At 61.4% G+C, this 13,474-nt stretch carries 14 protein-coding genes; 5 read left to right on the forward strand and 9 right to left on the reverse strand.

All coding sequences use genetic code 11. The features are described 5' to 3' along the window. Nucleotides 1-208: 208 nt before the first annotated feature. The 4 genes from AC1RTP_RS00415 to AC1RTP_RS00430 form a co-directional block, all read right to left on the reverse strand. Nucleotides 209-1,786 carry a GGDEF domain-containing protein gene (locus tag AC1RTP_RS00415; RefSeq protein WP_498603977.1) on the reverse strand — a complete coding sequence of 526 codons (1,578 nt, stop codon included), beginning with the start codon at nt 1,784-1,786 and terminating at the stop codon, nt 209-211. 112 nt (nt 1,787-1,898) lie between these two features. Next, nucleotides 1,899-2,546 (reverse strand): response regulator, encoded by a 648-nt coding sequence (locus tag AC1RTP_RS00420; protein ID WP_155454022.1) that lies wholly within the window; start codon nt 2,544-2,546, stop codon nt 1,899-1,901. After that, complete coding sequence (locus AC1RTP_RS00425; RefSeq protein ID WP_498603978.1) at nt 2,539-3,618, reverse strand: sensor histidine kinase; 1,080 nt, start codon at nt 3,616-3,618, stop codon at nt 2,539-2,541. Before AC1RTP_RS00425 ends, AC1RTP_RS00420 begins: the two co-directional genes overlap by 8 nt. A 27-nt stretch (nt 3,619-3,645) precedes the next feature. After that, complete coding sequence (locus tag AC1RTP_RS00430; protein ID WP_498603979.1) at nt 3,646-4,227, reverse strand: hypothetical protein; 582 nt, start codon at nt 4,225-4,227, stop codon at nt 3,646-3,648. A 39-nt stretch (nt 4,228-4,266) separates the two neighbouring features. Between AC1RTP_RS00430 and greB the strand changes: the two genes are divergently transcribed. Beyond that, complete coding sequence (gene greB, locus AC1RTP_RS00435; protein WP_498603981.1) at nt 4,267-4,830, forward strand: transcription elongation factor GreB; 564 nt, start codon at nt 4,267-4,269, stop codon at nt 4,828-4,830. 102 nt (nt 4,831-4,932) lie between these two features. Next, complete coding sequence (locus AC1RTP_RS00440) at nt 4,933-5,562, forward strand: transposase (protein ID WP_498603982.1); 630 nt, start codon at nt 4,933-4,935, stop codon at nt 5,560-5,562. A 34-nt stretch (nt 5,563-5,596) separates the two neighbouring features. Here AC1RTP_RS00440 and AC1RTP_RS00445 read toward each other — a convergent pair whose 3' ends face one another. The 3 genes from AC1RTP_RS00445 to gmk are packed head-to-tail and all read right to left on the reverse strand — an operon-like array spanning nt 5,597 to nt 8,772. Continuing rightward, entirely contained in the window at nt 5,597-7,876 is a 2,280-nt protein-coding gene (locus AC1RTP_RS00445) for a RelA/SpoT family protein (protein ID WP_498603983.1), read from the reverse strand. A gap of 24 nt (nt 7,877-7,900) precedes the next feature. After that, a complete protein-coding gene (gene rpoZ, locus AC1RTP_RS00450; RefSeq protein ID WP_005665923.1) occupies nt 7,901-8,104 on the reverse strand; it encodes a DNA-directed RNA polymerase subunit omega in 204 nt (67 codons plus the stop codon). A 26-nt stretch (nt 8,105-8,130) separates the two neighbouring features. Further along, the gene (gene gmk / locus AC1RTP_RS00455) at nt 8,131-8,772 is read right to left on the reverse strand and encodes a guanylate kinase (RefSeq protein WP_498603985.1); all 642 of its coding nucleotides are present in this window, start codon (nt 8,770-8,772) and stop codon (nt 8,131-8,133) included. Nucleotides 8,773-8,875: 103 nt separating this feature from the next. On the opposite strand from gmk, the gene AC1RTP_RS00460 reads away from it, so the two are divergent. After that, a complete protein-coding gene (locus tag AC1RTP_RS00460) occupies nt 8,876-9,454 on the forward strand; it encodes a TetR/AcrR family transcriptional regulator (RefSeq protein WP_498603986.1) in 579 nt (192 codons plus the stop codon). Beyond that, nucleotides 9,451-10,335, forward strand: coding sequence for an alpha/beta hydrolase family protein (locus AC1RTP_RS00465; protein WP_498603987.1), 885 nt, complete (start codon nt 9,451-9,453; stop codon nt 10,333-10,335). Before AC1RTP_RS00460 ends, AC1RTP_RS00465 begins: the two co-directional genes overlap by 4 nt. An 8-nt stretch (nt 10,336-10,343) precedes the next feature. On the opposite strand, the gene AC1RTP_RS00470 is transcribed toward AC1RTP_RS00465, so the two are convergent. Then, entirely contained in the window at nt 10,344-11,090 is a 747-nt protein-coding gene (locus tag AC1RTP_RS00470; RefSeq protein ID WP_498603988.1) for a DUF72 domain-containing protein, read from the reverse strand. A gap of 50 nt (nt 11,091-11,140) precedes the next feature. Here AC1RTP_RS00470 and AC1RTP_RS00475 point away from each other — a divergent pair, with 50 nt between their 5' ends. Next, a complete protein-coding gene (locus AC1RTP_RS00475) occupies nt 11,141-12,439 on the forward strand; it encodes a M20/M25/M40 family metallo-hydrolase (RefSeq protein ID WP_498603989.1) in 1,299 nt (432 codons plus the stop codon). Nucleotides 12,440-12,524: 85 nt separating this feature from the next. Here AC1RTP_RS00475 and AC1RTP_RS00480 read toward each other — a convergent pair whose 3' ends face one another. Then, nucleotides 12,525-13,415: a YicC/YloC family endoribonuclease gene (locus AC1RTP_RS00480; RefSeq protein ID WP_498603990.1), complete on the reverse strand. Its 891-nt coding sequence runs from the start codon at nt 13,413-13,415 to the stop codon at nt 12,525-12,527. Nucleotides 13,416-13,474: the final 59 nt, after the last annotated feature.

The following is a 13,474-nucleotide window of genomic DNA, read 5'->3' on the forward strand; positions in this document are numbered from 1 at the left end:
CGCTGTTGTTTTGGGTAACGGTTGCCGCACGGGAACCTTTAGGGGGATTTAGCTGGTAAATCTCACTCTTTTTACCCTCAAGTTGCCTTCAGAGTGCCGCTTAAACGGCGGGCTTTTCCTGAACTTTAGGCCCAAAAAAAATATTTTTCACGCGCAAAAAGAATAAAAAAAGCCCGCCGAAGGGGCGGGCTGGCAGGAGAGTCGTTGTCTATTCGGCTACGACGACCCGGTTCTTGCCGGATTTCTTGGCCTTGTACATTGCTTCATCGGCACGTTTGACCAGGTCGGACTGGATTTCGTTGGGGCGGCGCAAGGCGACACCTGCCGAGAAGGTGATCAGCACCTTCTCGTGTTCGTGCATGAAGAAGTGGCGGGTCAGTTCGCGCTGCAGGCGGGTCATGGTCGCCTCAGCTGCTTCGAGCGTCGTCTCCGGCAGCAGGATCAGGAATTCTTCGCCGCCGAAGCGGGCGATCACGTCCATTGAGCGCAGGGTTTCTTTGACAACCTTGACCAAGTGCTTCAGCGCGTTGTCGCCGGCGATGTGGCCCAGCGTGTCGTTGAGCTTCTTGAAATCGTCCAGGTCCAGCACGGCGATGCAGAGCGGGGTGCCGCGGCGGTCGGCGCGTGCGGTCTCGCGTTCGAACACATCGTCCAGGCCGCGGCGATTGAGGGAGCCGGTCAGCTGGTCTTCGCGCACCAGTTCGCTTAAGTGCTGCAGCTTGGCTTCCAGCGCATGGATGCGTGCTTCGGCGTCCTGCACTTCCTGGCGCGCCACCATCATATTGTCGCGCGCCTTGAGGGCTTCGCTCTGCACCGAGCGGGTTTCCTTCAGCACGTCGTCGAGGATCTGGTTGAGCTCGCCGATATCGTGCGCGGCGCGGATCTTATCGGAGTAGCCGCCGATCTTCTCGTGGAAGTCGCCGGTCGTGGTCGCTACCACGCTGAGGCGGTCGATAAAGGTCATCATCATGTTCTTGACGGTGGCCTTCACATCCGTGATCGAGTGCTTGAGCTGGCTCTGCTTATATATAACGTCTTTCAGGCTGCGCGTGGCTTCTTCCAGCGCGCGCTGGTCGAGCGGGCCGGCGATCAGGTTCTGCACGGCGTCGATCTGGCCGCGCAGCCAGGAGTCGTCGTCCATCAGCTCGCTGACGTTTTCCAGCAGCAGGCGGAACAGGCGCAGCAGCAATTCCTGCTGCTCGGCGGTGTCGCCGCTGCGGATCTCGATCTGGTAGCACAGCTGCTTGAGGCGGGTGCCGATCTCGGAAAGGGCCGCTTCGGTATGCGCTTCCTTGGTGGCTGCGCCGAGGGACTCGGCTTCCGCTACCAGGGTAGGGGTGGCAGACAGCAGGGAGGCGACGGCAAAGGTGAGGGTGCGGCTCAGCAGTTCGCGCAGCTGGCGCGCCTGCTCATTGTTCTCTTCCGGTACCAGGCCGCCGGCGCCGACCTTGATCATCGGGCGCTCAGCGAGGGCAGCCAGGGTGCGGGCGTAAGTATCCCAGTCGCGCGCCTTGACCGCGCGATTGAATCGGCGGCCGAAGTCGGCTAGGTCGCCCGGCTGGTCGGTCAGGCGGGCAGCGAATTGGGCCAGCATGGCTTCTGCCGGGCTTTCCTGCACCACCGGGGCGGGAGGCGCCTCGACGATGCCGGCAATTTCGTTGTAGATGTCGCGATACGCTTCTGGCGTAGGGGCAATCCGGCGCACAGCGAGGCGGCGGAATGCCTCGCGAGCGATATCAGCCGGATTCATATCCGCCGCGGCTGGATTGGTGGGTTTGCTAGACATCTGACGTACAGCCTTTACAAAGGTTTACCGATTACTAGCATCTTAATCCACTGTCCAGTCGCCCGATTTGGTGATAAACGAGGGGAAATGTGCTTACTTCCTAGCATCATTTCTAATCGATCAGCTGGTTCTTGATGGCGTAGTGCGTGAGTTCGGCGCTGTTCTTCAGGTTCATTTTGGCCAGCAGGCGGGAGCGGTATTCGCTGACTGTCTTGACCGAGAGTGATAGCTCCTTGGCAATGGTGCCTACCGTTTTGCCGGAGGCAATCATGGTCAGGGTCTGGTATTCACGGTCCGACAGCGCTTCGTGCGGCGCAGCCGTATGGTCCTCGCCGACGTGGTTGGCCAGTTCCTGGGCCAACGCCGGGCTTACATATTTTAAACCCGCAGCGCACTGGCGGATTGCATTTACTAACTCTTTCGGTGCACTTTGTTTGGTGAGGTAGCCGGCGGCGCCCGCTTTGAGTGAACGGATGGCGTACTGGTCTTCGCGATGCATGGACAGCATCAGCACGGCCAGCTCGGGCTTGTCTTTTTTGATCTGTTTGAGCACTTCGATACCGTTGCGGTCCGGCAGCGAAATATCGAGCAGCATGACGTGGCAGCCGGACTTGCGGAACAGCTTGATGGCGTCGAGGCCATTTTCGGCTTCGCCGGCGACCACAATGTCCTTGGTCTCGGCCAGGATTTGCTTCAAACCCTCGCGCACGATGGCGTGGTCGTCGGCAATAAAGACTTTGATGACGCTTTTTTCACTCATGGTTCATTGTAACTTCTGGCGCGCGGGCCGGGAGCCGGATTTTGATCGCCACTTCGGTGCCGCCGCCTGGCGCATGACCCAGGTTCAGCGTGCCGCCCAGGGCCCGCGCGCGCTCAGCCATGCCGCGCAGGCCGAAGGAATCGGGCTTGGCGCGGTCGGCGGGATTGATGCCGCGGCCGTTGTCGGCGATCTTCAGGGTCAGCACGCCGCGGCTGCGGGTCAGCTTGATGGCGACTTCGCTCGCTTGCGCGTGCTTGGCGATATTGGTCAGCGCTTCCTGCGCGATGCGGAACAGGGCGGTGGCCTGCTCGGGATCGAGCTCGAGCTCCTTCATGCTGGCGTGCAGGGTGCAGGCGAGGCCGGACTGGGCTTCGAATTCCTTGGCTTGCCATTCCAGCGCAGGCAGCAGGCCGAAGTCCAGCACGGAAGGGCGCAAGTCCAGCGTCAGGCGGTGCACGGCGTCGATGGTGCGGTCGACCAGGGAGTCGACGTAGGCGGCTTTCTTGTGCAGCGTGTCGTCGCCTTCGGGCAGGCGCGCGGCCAGCATGGCGATGGCCATCTTGATCGCGGTCAGGTTGCCGCCAAGGTCGTCGTGGATTTCGCGCGCGATACGTTCGCGTTCCTGCTCCTTGACCTTTTCGATGTGGGCTGTGAGCTCGGCGAGGCGGGCGCGGCTGGCGCGTACTTCGAGCTGCTCCTGCTTGCTCTCCGTGATGTTGGACATGATGCCTTCCCACTGCACCGCGCCGTCGGGCAGGGTGTGCGGGGTGCTGCGCAAGTTGATCCATTTCACGTCTTTCCAGGCCTCGACCCAGATGCGGCCTTCCCAGTTCCAGCTCCACAGCGAATTGGCGGAGGATTGCATCGACTCCAGGTAAGCAGGGCGGTCTTCCGCCAGCACCAGCGACAGGAAGCGTTCCGGCTCGGCTTGCAGTTCGGCGGCCGTGATGCCCAGCAGGGCCAGGCAGCCTTCGCTCAGGTAGGGAAAAGAAACGCTGCCATCGGCATTGCGGCGGAACTGGTAGACCAGCCCGGGAGCTTTGGCGGCGATATGTTGGAGGGCTGTCGGCAAGGCAGGGCGCATGGAGTGATTGTAAGGTCAGCGGCGGCGCATGCGCCAGAACGCGCTGAAGCGGCGCAGGATGCGCATGGGCCGCGCCGAGAAGCGTCCGCGGCGCCAGGTCGCGCGCCAGCGGCGCAGGCCGTCGCGCACGCCATCGACCAGCGCACGGCACTCGCGCCAGGCGGCAGTGGCTTTGAGGCGCGCGATCCAGCGGTCTTTCAATTCAATGAAGCGGAAGTGCAGCCAGGCGAACCAGCGCAGCTTGAGCAGGGAAGGGCGGGTCAGCGCATACAGCCGCGCCACGGCGGCCGCGCCGGCAATCTTGGCCAGCACGAAGACGCTGAGGCCCATGATGGCGTGGCCGCGCGCCATCGCGAACAGGGCCAGCAGCTTGACCGGGAACAGCATCAGCGCCGGCAGCAGGAACACAGCCATGGCAGCGGCCGGGCCCAGGCTGCAGATGATGCGCTCAAGCGCCCGCAGCGGCGGGAACTGCGCCAGCTTCGCCATCAAGCGCGCACCTGCGTCCCACAGCCATTCCTCAAAGATCAGGAAGAGGGCGGCCAGGTAGACGAGGGGCGCAAACAGGCGCCGTCTGAATGTGTACAATCGCTTCATGTGAGTGCCATTATTGCACCAAACAATTAGAAAACGGTTATGAACAAAGCTTTTGTCAAAGAGAGCGAGCAGGACGAAGATGACGACTTGCTGCCAGGCGCGCCGCCGATACCTGCCGGCTCCAAGAATTACATCACGCCCGCTGGCTACCAGCGCATCAAGGATGAGTTGCTGCAGCTGATCGATGTTGATCGTCCGGAAGTGGTGAGGGTCGTGCACTGGGCCGCCTCGAACGGCGACCGCTCGGAAAACGGCGACTACATCTACGGCAAGCGCCGCCTGCGCGAGATCGACCGCCGCATCCGCTTTTTGACGAAGCGCATGGACCTGGCCGAGGTGGTCGATCCCAGCATCCACCACGGCAACGACCAGGTCTTCTTCGGCGCCACGGTGACGTACGCCAAGCGTGATGGCGAAGAGCACACGATCACGATCGTCGGCATCGACGAGTTCGACCCATTGAAGGGAAAGGTCAGCTGGATCAGCCCGGTCGCAAGAACGCTGACCAAAGCCCGCGAAGGCGACACAGTCCTCCTGCACACCCCCAATGGCGCCGAAGAGCTCGAAATCCTGGAAGTCACCTACCCCACCCCAGCGCCTTGAGCGCGCACAAAGCGCCACCCCGCAGCACCGCTATCCTTTGAACAGGCGGTGTCTGACCCTGCGGGTCAGACACCGGTTTACCGGTTTTAAAGGAGAGCCCAAATGCCTCGTCCCCTACGAAATTACCCGCCCGGTACCTGCCTCCACCTGGTTCAGCGAGGCAATAACGGCCAGTCATGCTTTCGAGACGACGAAGAGCGTCTGGGATTTCTTTCCCTGTTAAAAGAGCACAGCCTGAAGTCAAGCTGTGAAATTCATGCATATGTGCTGATGACTAACCATTTCCATTTGTTAGTCACGATACGTGAGCGGAATTCGCAGGCAAATCTGATGAAGTCGCTTGCCCAGCGAACCGCGCTATGGCGCCATACAAGGCATGGTGGTACGGGCGCAATGTGGGATAGCAGGTACCACTCTTCTCAAATTGATAGCGAAGCATATTTGTTGTTGTGCCAGCGGTATATAGAGCTCAACCCAGTTCGCGCGGGAATGGTTGAATTTGCTGGCGGGTATAAGTGGTCGAGCTATCGGGCAAATGCGGAGGGGAAAGAAAATGAACTGCTTTGCCAACATCCGATTTACCTGGGCTTGGGGAATAGTCCGCTGGAGCGCCAGCATGCTTATCGGGCGCTGTTCAATATTCCCTTTTCTGAAAGGGATTTGGAAAGAATTCGGTTTGCGACCAGAGGGGATGCAACTTTGCGGATCGCCGAAAAATCCGTAAACCGGTAAACCGGTGTCAGACCCGCAGGGTCTGACACCCTGCCTATGCGCGCTCGCGGGTGACGCGGTTGACGCCGGCTACTTTTCTGACGTTGCGGATCAGGGCTGCCAGGTGCACGCGGTCTTTTACCTGGATCGTGAAGCGGAGCTGGTGTAACACGTGCTCGCGATCTTCATCCATGCCGACGAAGGTGATGTTGCCGTCGTTTTCGCCGATTTCGGCGGCGACCCTGGCCAATATGCCTTTTTCATTTTCAATGATCAGGCGGATCCGGCTGTCGAAGCGGCGGTTGATTTCCGTGCCCCATTTCACCGCGATCCAGCGGTCGGGCTCTTTTTGCTTTAAGCGTTTGGCGACAGCGCAGTCGCCGGTGTGTACTTGCAGGCCCTGGTCGCGGCGCAATTGGCCGACGATATGGTCGCCGGGGATCGGCAGGCAACACGGCGCCAGCTGCACCGATACGCCTTCGCTGCCGTAGATCGTGACCGGGTCGAGTTCTTTGGAGCTGGTGTGCTCGATCGGTACGCTGGCCGATTCGCCGCCCAGCAAGCCGAAGATGTGGCGCGCGACCAGCGCGGCCATGCGCTTGCCGATGCCGATGTCGGCATACAGTTCTTCCATCGACTTGGCCGAGGATTCGTTCAGCAGGCGCTCCATCAGCACCGGCGGCAGTTCGCCCGGCACGTTGATCGCATCGAGCGCTTGCGCCAGCAACTGCTTGCCGAGGCCGATCGATTCCGGCAGGTTGATGGTGCGCAGGTGGTGGCGGATCGCGGAGCGTGCCTTGCCGGTACGGACAAAGGACAGCCAGGTCGGGCTAGGGCGCGAATTCGTATCGGTGACAATTTCCACGATGTCGCCGTTGCGCAGCTCCGTGCGCAATTGCGCCGGCTCGCCGTTGATGTTGACCGATACCGTGTGGTCGCCAATGCCTGTGTGGATCGAATAGGCGAAATCGATCGGGGTGGCGCCGCGCGGCAGGGCGATGATCTTCGACTTCGGCGTGAACACGTAGACCGAATCAGGGAACAGGTCGACCTTCACGTGTTCCAGGAATTCGGCCGAGTCGCCGGTCTGCTGCTGGATGTCGAGCAGCGATTGCAGCCAGGCGTGGGTGCGCTGCTGCATGTCCGAGATGTTCGCGTCGTTGCTCTTGTACAGCCAGTGCGCCGCCACGCCCGATTCGGCGGTGCGGTGCATTTCTTGCGTGCGGATCTGGAATTCCACCGGCGTGCCGTAAGGGCCGATCAGGGTGGTGTGCAGCGATTGGTAGCCGTTCAGCTTACGGATCGCGATGTAGTCCTTGAACTTGCCCGGCATCGGCTTGTACAGCGAGTGCAGGGTGCCCAGCGCAACGTAGCAGTGCGAGAAGCTGTCGACCACCACGCGGAAGCCGTAAACGTCCAGCACCTGCGAGAACGACAGGTGCTTGGAGCGCATCTTCTTGTAGATGCCGTACAGGGTCTTTTCGCGTCCGTAGACTTCGGCGTTGATGCCGGCTGCGGTCAGGGTGTTCTTCACTGCCTCCAGGATCTTGGTCACCACCTCGCGCCGGTTGCCGCGCGCGGCCTTCACGGCTTTGGCAAGCACGTGGTAGCGCGTCGGGTACAGGTGGGAGAAGGACAGGTCCTGCAGTTCGCGGTAGATGTTGTTCAGGCCGAGGCGGTGCGCGATGGGCACGTAGACTTCCATCGTCTCGGCCGCGATGCGGCGCTTCTTGGCCGGCACCATCACTTCCAGCGTGCGCATATTGTGCAGGCGGTCGGCCAGCTTGATCAGGATCACGCGCACGTCCGAGGCCATGGCCAGCAGCATCTTGCGGAAGTTTTCCGCCTGCGCTTCGATCTGGCTCTGGAACTCGATTTTTTCCAGCTTGGACAAGCCATCGACCAGGTGGGCCACTTGGGCGCCGAAGCGTTCGATCAGCTCTTCCTTCTTGACGTCCTGGTCCTCCATCACATCATGCAGCAGCGCGGCCATGATGGCTTGCGCGTCCAGCTTCCACTCGGTGCAGATTTCCGCCACTGCGATCGGGTGCGAGATATACGGCTCGCCCGACTTGCGCACCTGGCCCAAATGCATCTCGTCCGAGAAGCGATAGGCTTCCTTGACCTTTTTCAGGTCGGCCTCGTTCATGTACTCGGCCAGTTTTTCGGTGAGGTGGGTGATGGTGGCGACGCCCGTGGTCACGGTCGGCGCAGCCAGCGGGGAGCTGGAAATCGATGATGCAGAAACGTCAACGCCCGGCTGTTGCTTAGCCGGGCGCCGGGCCCGCCGTGCGGGCTGTTCGCTGATGTTGGGATCGGCGGATGTCAGGTTCATATCGGGAACAGTAAGGTTCCCAGCTTACATAGGGACCTTTTTCAGCATTTCCAGACCTACTTTGCCTGCAGCGATTTCACGCAAGGCGACCACGGTTGGCTTGTCCTTGGCTTCGACCTTGGGGGTGTGGCCTTGCAGCAGCTGGCGTGCGCGGTAGGTGGCTGCCAGGGTCAGCTGGAAGCGGTTAGGTACGTTTTTCAGGCAATCTTCAATAGTGATACGGGCCATGCTTAACTCCTGGGTAAATGCGGTGTTTATTCTGCGTGGTCAGCGTGGATGCCCAGCTCGGACATCAACTTGGCGCTGCGGGCGAATTGTTGCGCGAAGCGGCAACGTGCGGATCGGACGATCGCGCTCAGCTCCGACAAGGCGACCGGGAACTCTTCATTGATAATAACATACTCAAACTCGGGCGCGTGGGCGATTTCGCCGCCCGCAGCCAGCAGGCGGCGGTTGATCACGTGGACTTCGTCCTGGCCGCGCTTGTGCAGGCGTTCTTCCAGCGCCGCGAAGGAGGGCGGCAGGATGAAGATGCCGTTCGCCTGCGGGAACTGCTTCTTCACCTGGCGCGCACCCTGCCAATCGATCTCCAGCAGGATGTCGGTGCCGGCCTTCATTTGCTCTTCGACGAAAATGCGGGAAGTGCCGTAGTAATTACCGTGCACCTCGGCCCATTCCAGGAATTCGCCGTCGGCGGCGCGCTTACGGAAGTCTTCCGCCGTGGTGAAGAAGTATTCGCGGCCATGCTGCTCGCCCGGACGCGGCTGGCGCGTGGTGGTCGAGATCGACAGCTTGATGGCCGGCTCCTGCGCCAGCAGCGCGTTCACCAGAGTCGATTTACCGGCACCGGATGGTGCAGCAACCATGAACAGGCTGCCGGAAAAATGTTGGCTCATTTGCAACTCTCGATAAAAGGCTATCGCCCAAAGAGGTATTTTACCAAGAGCAACGGGTTTTACATCACTTGACACTGGACCGACCGGTCTATAGAGTGAATGCATGACCACTATTACGACGCGCGAACGGCTGATCAACGCCATGATCACCACGCTGCAGCACCGCGGCCTGCACGGCGCCGGCCTGAGCGAGATCCTGGCCACGGCCAAGGCGCCCAAGGGCGTGATGTACCACCATTTCCCCGGCGGCAAGGACCAGCTGGCCGTGGCTGCCATCGAAGCCACCTTCAGCTTCCTGCTGCACAAGCTCGATACTTATATGGAGCGTGAGCCGGACGTGGTCATCGCGCTGCAAGCCTGGATCCTGCGCGCGCTGCGTGGCCTGGACGACAGCGAGTTCGAGCTCGGTTGCCCGCTGGCCGCAGTGGCGCTTGAGTCGACGGTTGACGACGTGGAAATCCGCACCGCCCTGAAAACAGGCTTCGCAGCCCTGCGCGGCCGCATGTCCGACGCCCTGGCGCAGGCCGGTCACGAGCGCCACCGCGCCGATGGCATCGCCGCCCTGATCCTGGCGGCCTATGAAGGCGGCCTGCTGCAAGCCCGCGTCGCGGGCGACACTGCGCCCATGGTCCAGACCATGGATGCGCTGATGCCAATGCTGAAAGTGGAGACGAAACCATGAGCAATCTGCCCCCTGCCGCCTTGCTGCTGGCCGAAAAACTGGAACTGCGCGCCGTCGACGGCTATCCGCTGTCGGCCATGTGCTACCGCGCACGCGGCCCTGAAAAAGCGCGCCTGCTGGTGGCCGGCGCCACCGGCGTGCCGCAAGGCTTCTACCGCCGCTTCGCCGAATTCGCGGCGGGGCAGGGCTACACCGTGCTGACTTTCGACTATCGCGGCGTGGGTGGCTCGGCGCCGCGAAGCCTGCGCGGTTTCCGGGCCAGTTTCCTCGACTGGGCATATCTGGACCTGAAAGCGGTCATCGAATACTTTGCTCCCGCCGACAGCACACCGCTGTACATGGTGGGCCACTCTTACGGCGGGCACGCGCTTGGCCTGGTGCCGAACCATGAAAAGATCGCCGGCGTGTACCTGTTCGGCGTCGGCGCCGGCTGGCATGGCTGGATGCCGCGCCTGGAACGCCTGCGCGTGCTGGCGATGTGGCATATCGTCGGCCCCATCGTCACGCGCTGGAAAGGCCGCCTGGCCTGGAGCAAACTTGGCATGGGCGAGGATTTGCCGATGGGCGTGTATCACCAATGGAAGCGCTGGTGCAGCTTCCCGCGCTATTTCTTCGACGACCCGAAAGTGCCCGAAATCGCGGAGGGCTTCGCCACAGTGCGCACGCCGATCCTGGCGCTGAACGCCACCGACGACTTGTGGGCGCCGCCGCTGTCGCGCGACGCGTTCATGTCCGGCTACCGCAACGCGCCGTGGCATGGCGTGGACATCGACCCCGCCACCGCAGGCCTGGGCAAGCTGGGACACATGGGCTATTTTCGTCCCCACGCGCAGCCTTTGTGGACGCGCGCATTGGACTGGTTCGAAGGCCTGGGCCGCTAAGGCCGGATTCAGACGCCCAGCGTGCGCAGCATCTGCAGCGCCGCTGCCGGCGCGCGTTCCTTGGCGCCGTTGATGAAGTAGACGAAAACATCGCGCTTGCCGCCATCGCTCCAATCCAAGGCCTGCGCGGCCCACTTCTTCAGCGCAGGCTTGGTGTAGCCGGTCGCCACCTCGCTGCGCGCATCCATCAATCGCGCGTAGACGAAATCGCGCGAAGTCAATTCGGAGAAGTTGGCGAATTTCGGCGAATCGGTAATCACCGTGGCGACCTTGTACTTGCGCGCGAGCGCCAGGTACTCCTTGCACAAGAAGCTCTCATGACGCGCATCCAGCACATGGCGCAACTTGCGCTCACCGAGTTTGGGCGGCAGAAGTTTGAAGAACGCCTCCAGATCGTCCAGATCGAAACGCTTGGTTGCGGCAAGCTGCCACAAGATCGGCCCAAGCTTGTCGCCCAACTCCGACAAGCCGCTGCCGATGAAGCGCTCGATCGATTCCCCCGCCTCGCCCAGCACCTTGCGATTGGTCGCATAGCGTGAGGCCTTCACTGCGAAGACGAAACCATCCGGCGAGCGCGCCGCCCAATCCGCAAAATGCTGCGGCTCGGCGTTGCGGTAGAACGTGCCGTTGATCTCAATGCTGGTCAGCACGCTGCTGGCATATTCCAGCGCGCGCTTGTTGGGGATTTCCGGCGGATAGAAAGTCTCGCGCCACGGCGGGAAATCCCAGCCGCCAATACCGACCCGGATGCTCATTCCAATATTCCGTAGTAGAGTTGCGAACACACTTTCGGAGGATGCCAGAAATGCGCCTGACCCGCCTGTTCGTTACGCTGCTCGCCGCTGGACTAATGGGAAGCGCCGCCGCGCAATCCCTCTCGCCTGAAGAAGAACGTATCGTTGCCCTGGTCAAGGCCAACTCCGGCAACGCCCTGCAGCTGCTGGAGAAAACGGTCAACATCAACAGCGGCACCATGAATCATAAAGGCGTACGCGAAGTCGGCAAAGTATTCCGCGCCGAATTCGACAAGCTCGGATTCAAGACGCAGTGGATCGACATGCCGAAAGAAATGCACCGCGCCGGCCACCTGGTCGCCACGCGCGAAGGCAAGCAAGGCAAGCGCGTGCTGATGATCGGCCACCTCGACACCGTGTTCGAAGCCGACTCCCCAATGGCCAAATGGGAACGCCAGGGCGACCGCGCCAGTGGCCAGGGTGTCAACGACATGAAGGGCGGCGACATCATCATCATTGAAGCGCTGCGCGCACTGAAAGCCGTGGGAGCCCTGGACAACACCACCATCAGCGTGATCTTTACCGGCGACGAAGAAAACGCCGGTGAGCCGCAAGAAATCTCCCGCCGCGACATGATCGACCTGGCCAAGCGCAGCGACGTCGCCCTGGCCTTCGAGGCCACCGTACTGGATGAAAACGGCAAAGCCACCGGCACCATCGGCCGCCGCTCTTCTACCTCCTGGGAATTGACGGTAAAAGGCAAGCAAGGCCACTCCTCCGGCATCTTCACCCCAAGCGCGGGCTACGGCGCGGTGTACGAAACAGCCCGCATCCTCGACGCCTTCCGCCAGCAGCTGCAAGAACCCAACCTGACCTTCAACCCCGGCATGATCCTGGGCGGAACGGAGGTCAGCCACACTGGCCCGTCCCAAGGCACCGCCTTCGGCAAATCAAACGTCATCGCCAACAGCGCGATGGTGAAAGGCGACCTGCGCTTCCTGACGCCCGAGCAAGGCGAGCAAGCCCGCACCCGCATGCGCGCCATCGTCGCCCAAAGCCTGCCCGGCACCAGGGCCGACATCGTCTTCCACGACGGCTACCCGCCCATGGCGCCCACCGACGGCAACCTGAAGATATTGGAGCTCTATTCAAAAGCCAGCGCCGACGCCGGCCTCGGCCCGATTGCAGCCTTGCCACCTGGCCAGCGCGGCGCCGGCGACGTGCAATTTGTCGCCCCCTACATCGACAGCCTCGACGGCTTAGGCGCCACAGGGAAGGGCGCCCATGCGCCGGGAGAAGATCTGGAAGTGCGCTCGATCGAGCAAGGTGCGATCCGAACAGCGCTGCTGCTCTATCGCCTTACGAGATAAAAGTCGGGGTCAGGTCGAGCAAATGGACAAATGGCGCACGAATGTGCGCCATTTGTCCATTTGCTCGACCTGACCCCGACTTTCGTTATTCTAGGTTCTGGACTTGTTCGCGCATTTGCTCGATCAGGAGTTTGAGCTCCATCGAGGCGTCGGCTAGTTCTTTGACCGAGGCTTTGGCGCCGAGGGTGTTCGCTTCGCGGTTCAGTTCCTGCATCATGAAGTCCAGGCGTTTGCCGACCTGGCCGCCTTTTTTCAGGATGTGGCGGGTTTCGCTCAGGTGCGCCGACAGGCGGCCCAGCTCTTCAGCCACGTCGATACGGATGCCATACAGGATCACTTCCTGGCGGATGCGCTCCATCGCGTCCTGGCGCGACATCGAAGTATTCGATCCCTGGCAGGCCAACCCGAGGGCTTCCTGCATGCGCTCGACAGCTTTTTGTTGGAATTGTGCAACTACCTGAGGAATTAGTGGGGTAATTCGTTTAACGATGCCTTCCATCGATTCGATGCGGGAAACCAGCATCGCTTCCAGCGCCGCGCCTTCGCGCTGGCGGCTCTGGACAAAGGCGCCCAGGGTCTTGGCCATCAGGGTCGCAACATCGGATTGCAGGGATTCCTGGCCGATTTGTGCCTCTTCAACAACACCAGGCCAACGAAGTAGTTCCGCAACACTCATCTGTGCCGCGCCTGAGAAATGCTGGCTTACCTCGCCTTGCAGGCGGGCCAGCTCGTTGAGCAGGGCTACATTCAGGGCCTGGGTGCCGGCGGCAGCTGCCTTGCGGCCGAAGCTCAGTCGCAGCTCCACTTTGCCGCGGGTGATGGCGCCCATGATGGCGCTACGTAAATCGGGTTCGAGTGCTCGCAGGTCGTCGTTGATGCGGAATTGCAGGTCAAGGAAGCGTGAATTGACGCTCTTGATCTCAATTGTCAGCGTGCCCGCCGCGCTTTCGCTGGTGGCTACAGCGTAGCCAGTCATGCTGGAAATGCTCAAAGGATGTCCCCGATTTTGTCTTTGTCTTTACAATATATTGCTTT

The sequence above is a fragment of the Pseudoduganella sp. GW821-FHT11H04 genome, assembly GCF_058807935.1.

What these genes read in the sequence shown, in the direction of transcription:
- AC1RTP_RS00415 (WP_498603977.1), bottom strand. Translation starts at nt 1,786, where the DNA reads ATGTCTAGCAAACCCACCAATCCAGCCGCGGCGGATATGAATCCGGCT.
- AC1RTP_RS00420 (WP_155454022.1), bottom strand. Translation starts at nt 2,546, where the DNA reads ATGAGTGAAAAAAGCGTCATCAAAGTCTTTATTGCCGACGACCACGCC.
- AC1RTP_RS00430 (WP_498603979.1), bottom strand. Translation starts at nt 4,227, where the DNA reads ATGAAGCGATTGTACACATTCAGACGGCGCCTGTTTGCGCCCCTCGTC.
- greB (WP_498603981.1), top strand. Translation starts at nt 4,267, where the DNA reads ATGAACAAAGCTTTTGTCAAAGAGAGCGAGCAGGACGAAGATGACGAC.
- AC1RTP_RS00440 (WP_498603982.1), top strand. Translation starts at nt 4,933, where the DNA reads ATGCCTCGTCCCCTACGAAATTACCCGCCCGGTACCTGCCTCCACCTG.
- AC1RTP_RS00445 (WP_498603983.1), bottom strand. Translation starts at nt 7,876, where the DNA reads ATGAACCTGACATCCGCCGATCCCAACATCAGCGAACAGCCCGCACGG.
- rpoZ (WP_005665923.1), bottom strand. Translation starts at nt 8,104, where the DNA reads ATGGCCCGTATCACTATTGAAGATTGCCTGAAAAACGTACCTAACCGC.
- gmk (WP_498603985.1), bottom strand. Translation starts at nt 8,772, where the DNA reads ATGAGCCAACATTTTTCCGGCAGCCTGTTCATGGTTGCTGCACCATCC.
- AC1RTP_RS00460 (WP_498603986.1), top strand. Translation starts at nt 8,876, where the DNA reads ATGACCACTATTACGACGCGCGAACGGCTGATCAACGCCATGATCACC.
- AC1RTP_RS00465 (WP_498603987.1), top strand. Translation starts at nt 9,451, where the DNA reads ATGAGCAATCTGCCCCCTGCCGCCTTGCTGCTGGCCGAAAAACTGGAA.
- AC1RTP_RS00470 (WP_498603988.1), bottom strand. Translation starts at nt 11,090, where the DNA reads ATGAGCATCCGGGTCGGTATTGGCGGCTGGGATTTCCCGCCGTGGCGC.
- AC1RTP_RS00475 (WP_498603989.1), top strand. Translation starts at nt 11,141, where the DNA reads ATGCGCCTGACCCGCCTGTTCGTTACGCTGCTCGCCGCTGGACTAATG.
- AC1RTP_RS00480 (WP_498603990.1), bottom strand. Translation starts at nt 13,415, where the DNA reads ATGACTGGCTACGCTGTAGCCACCAGCGAAAGCGCGGCGGGCACGCTG.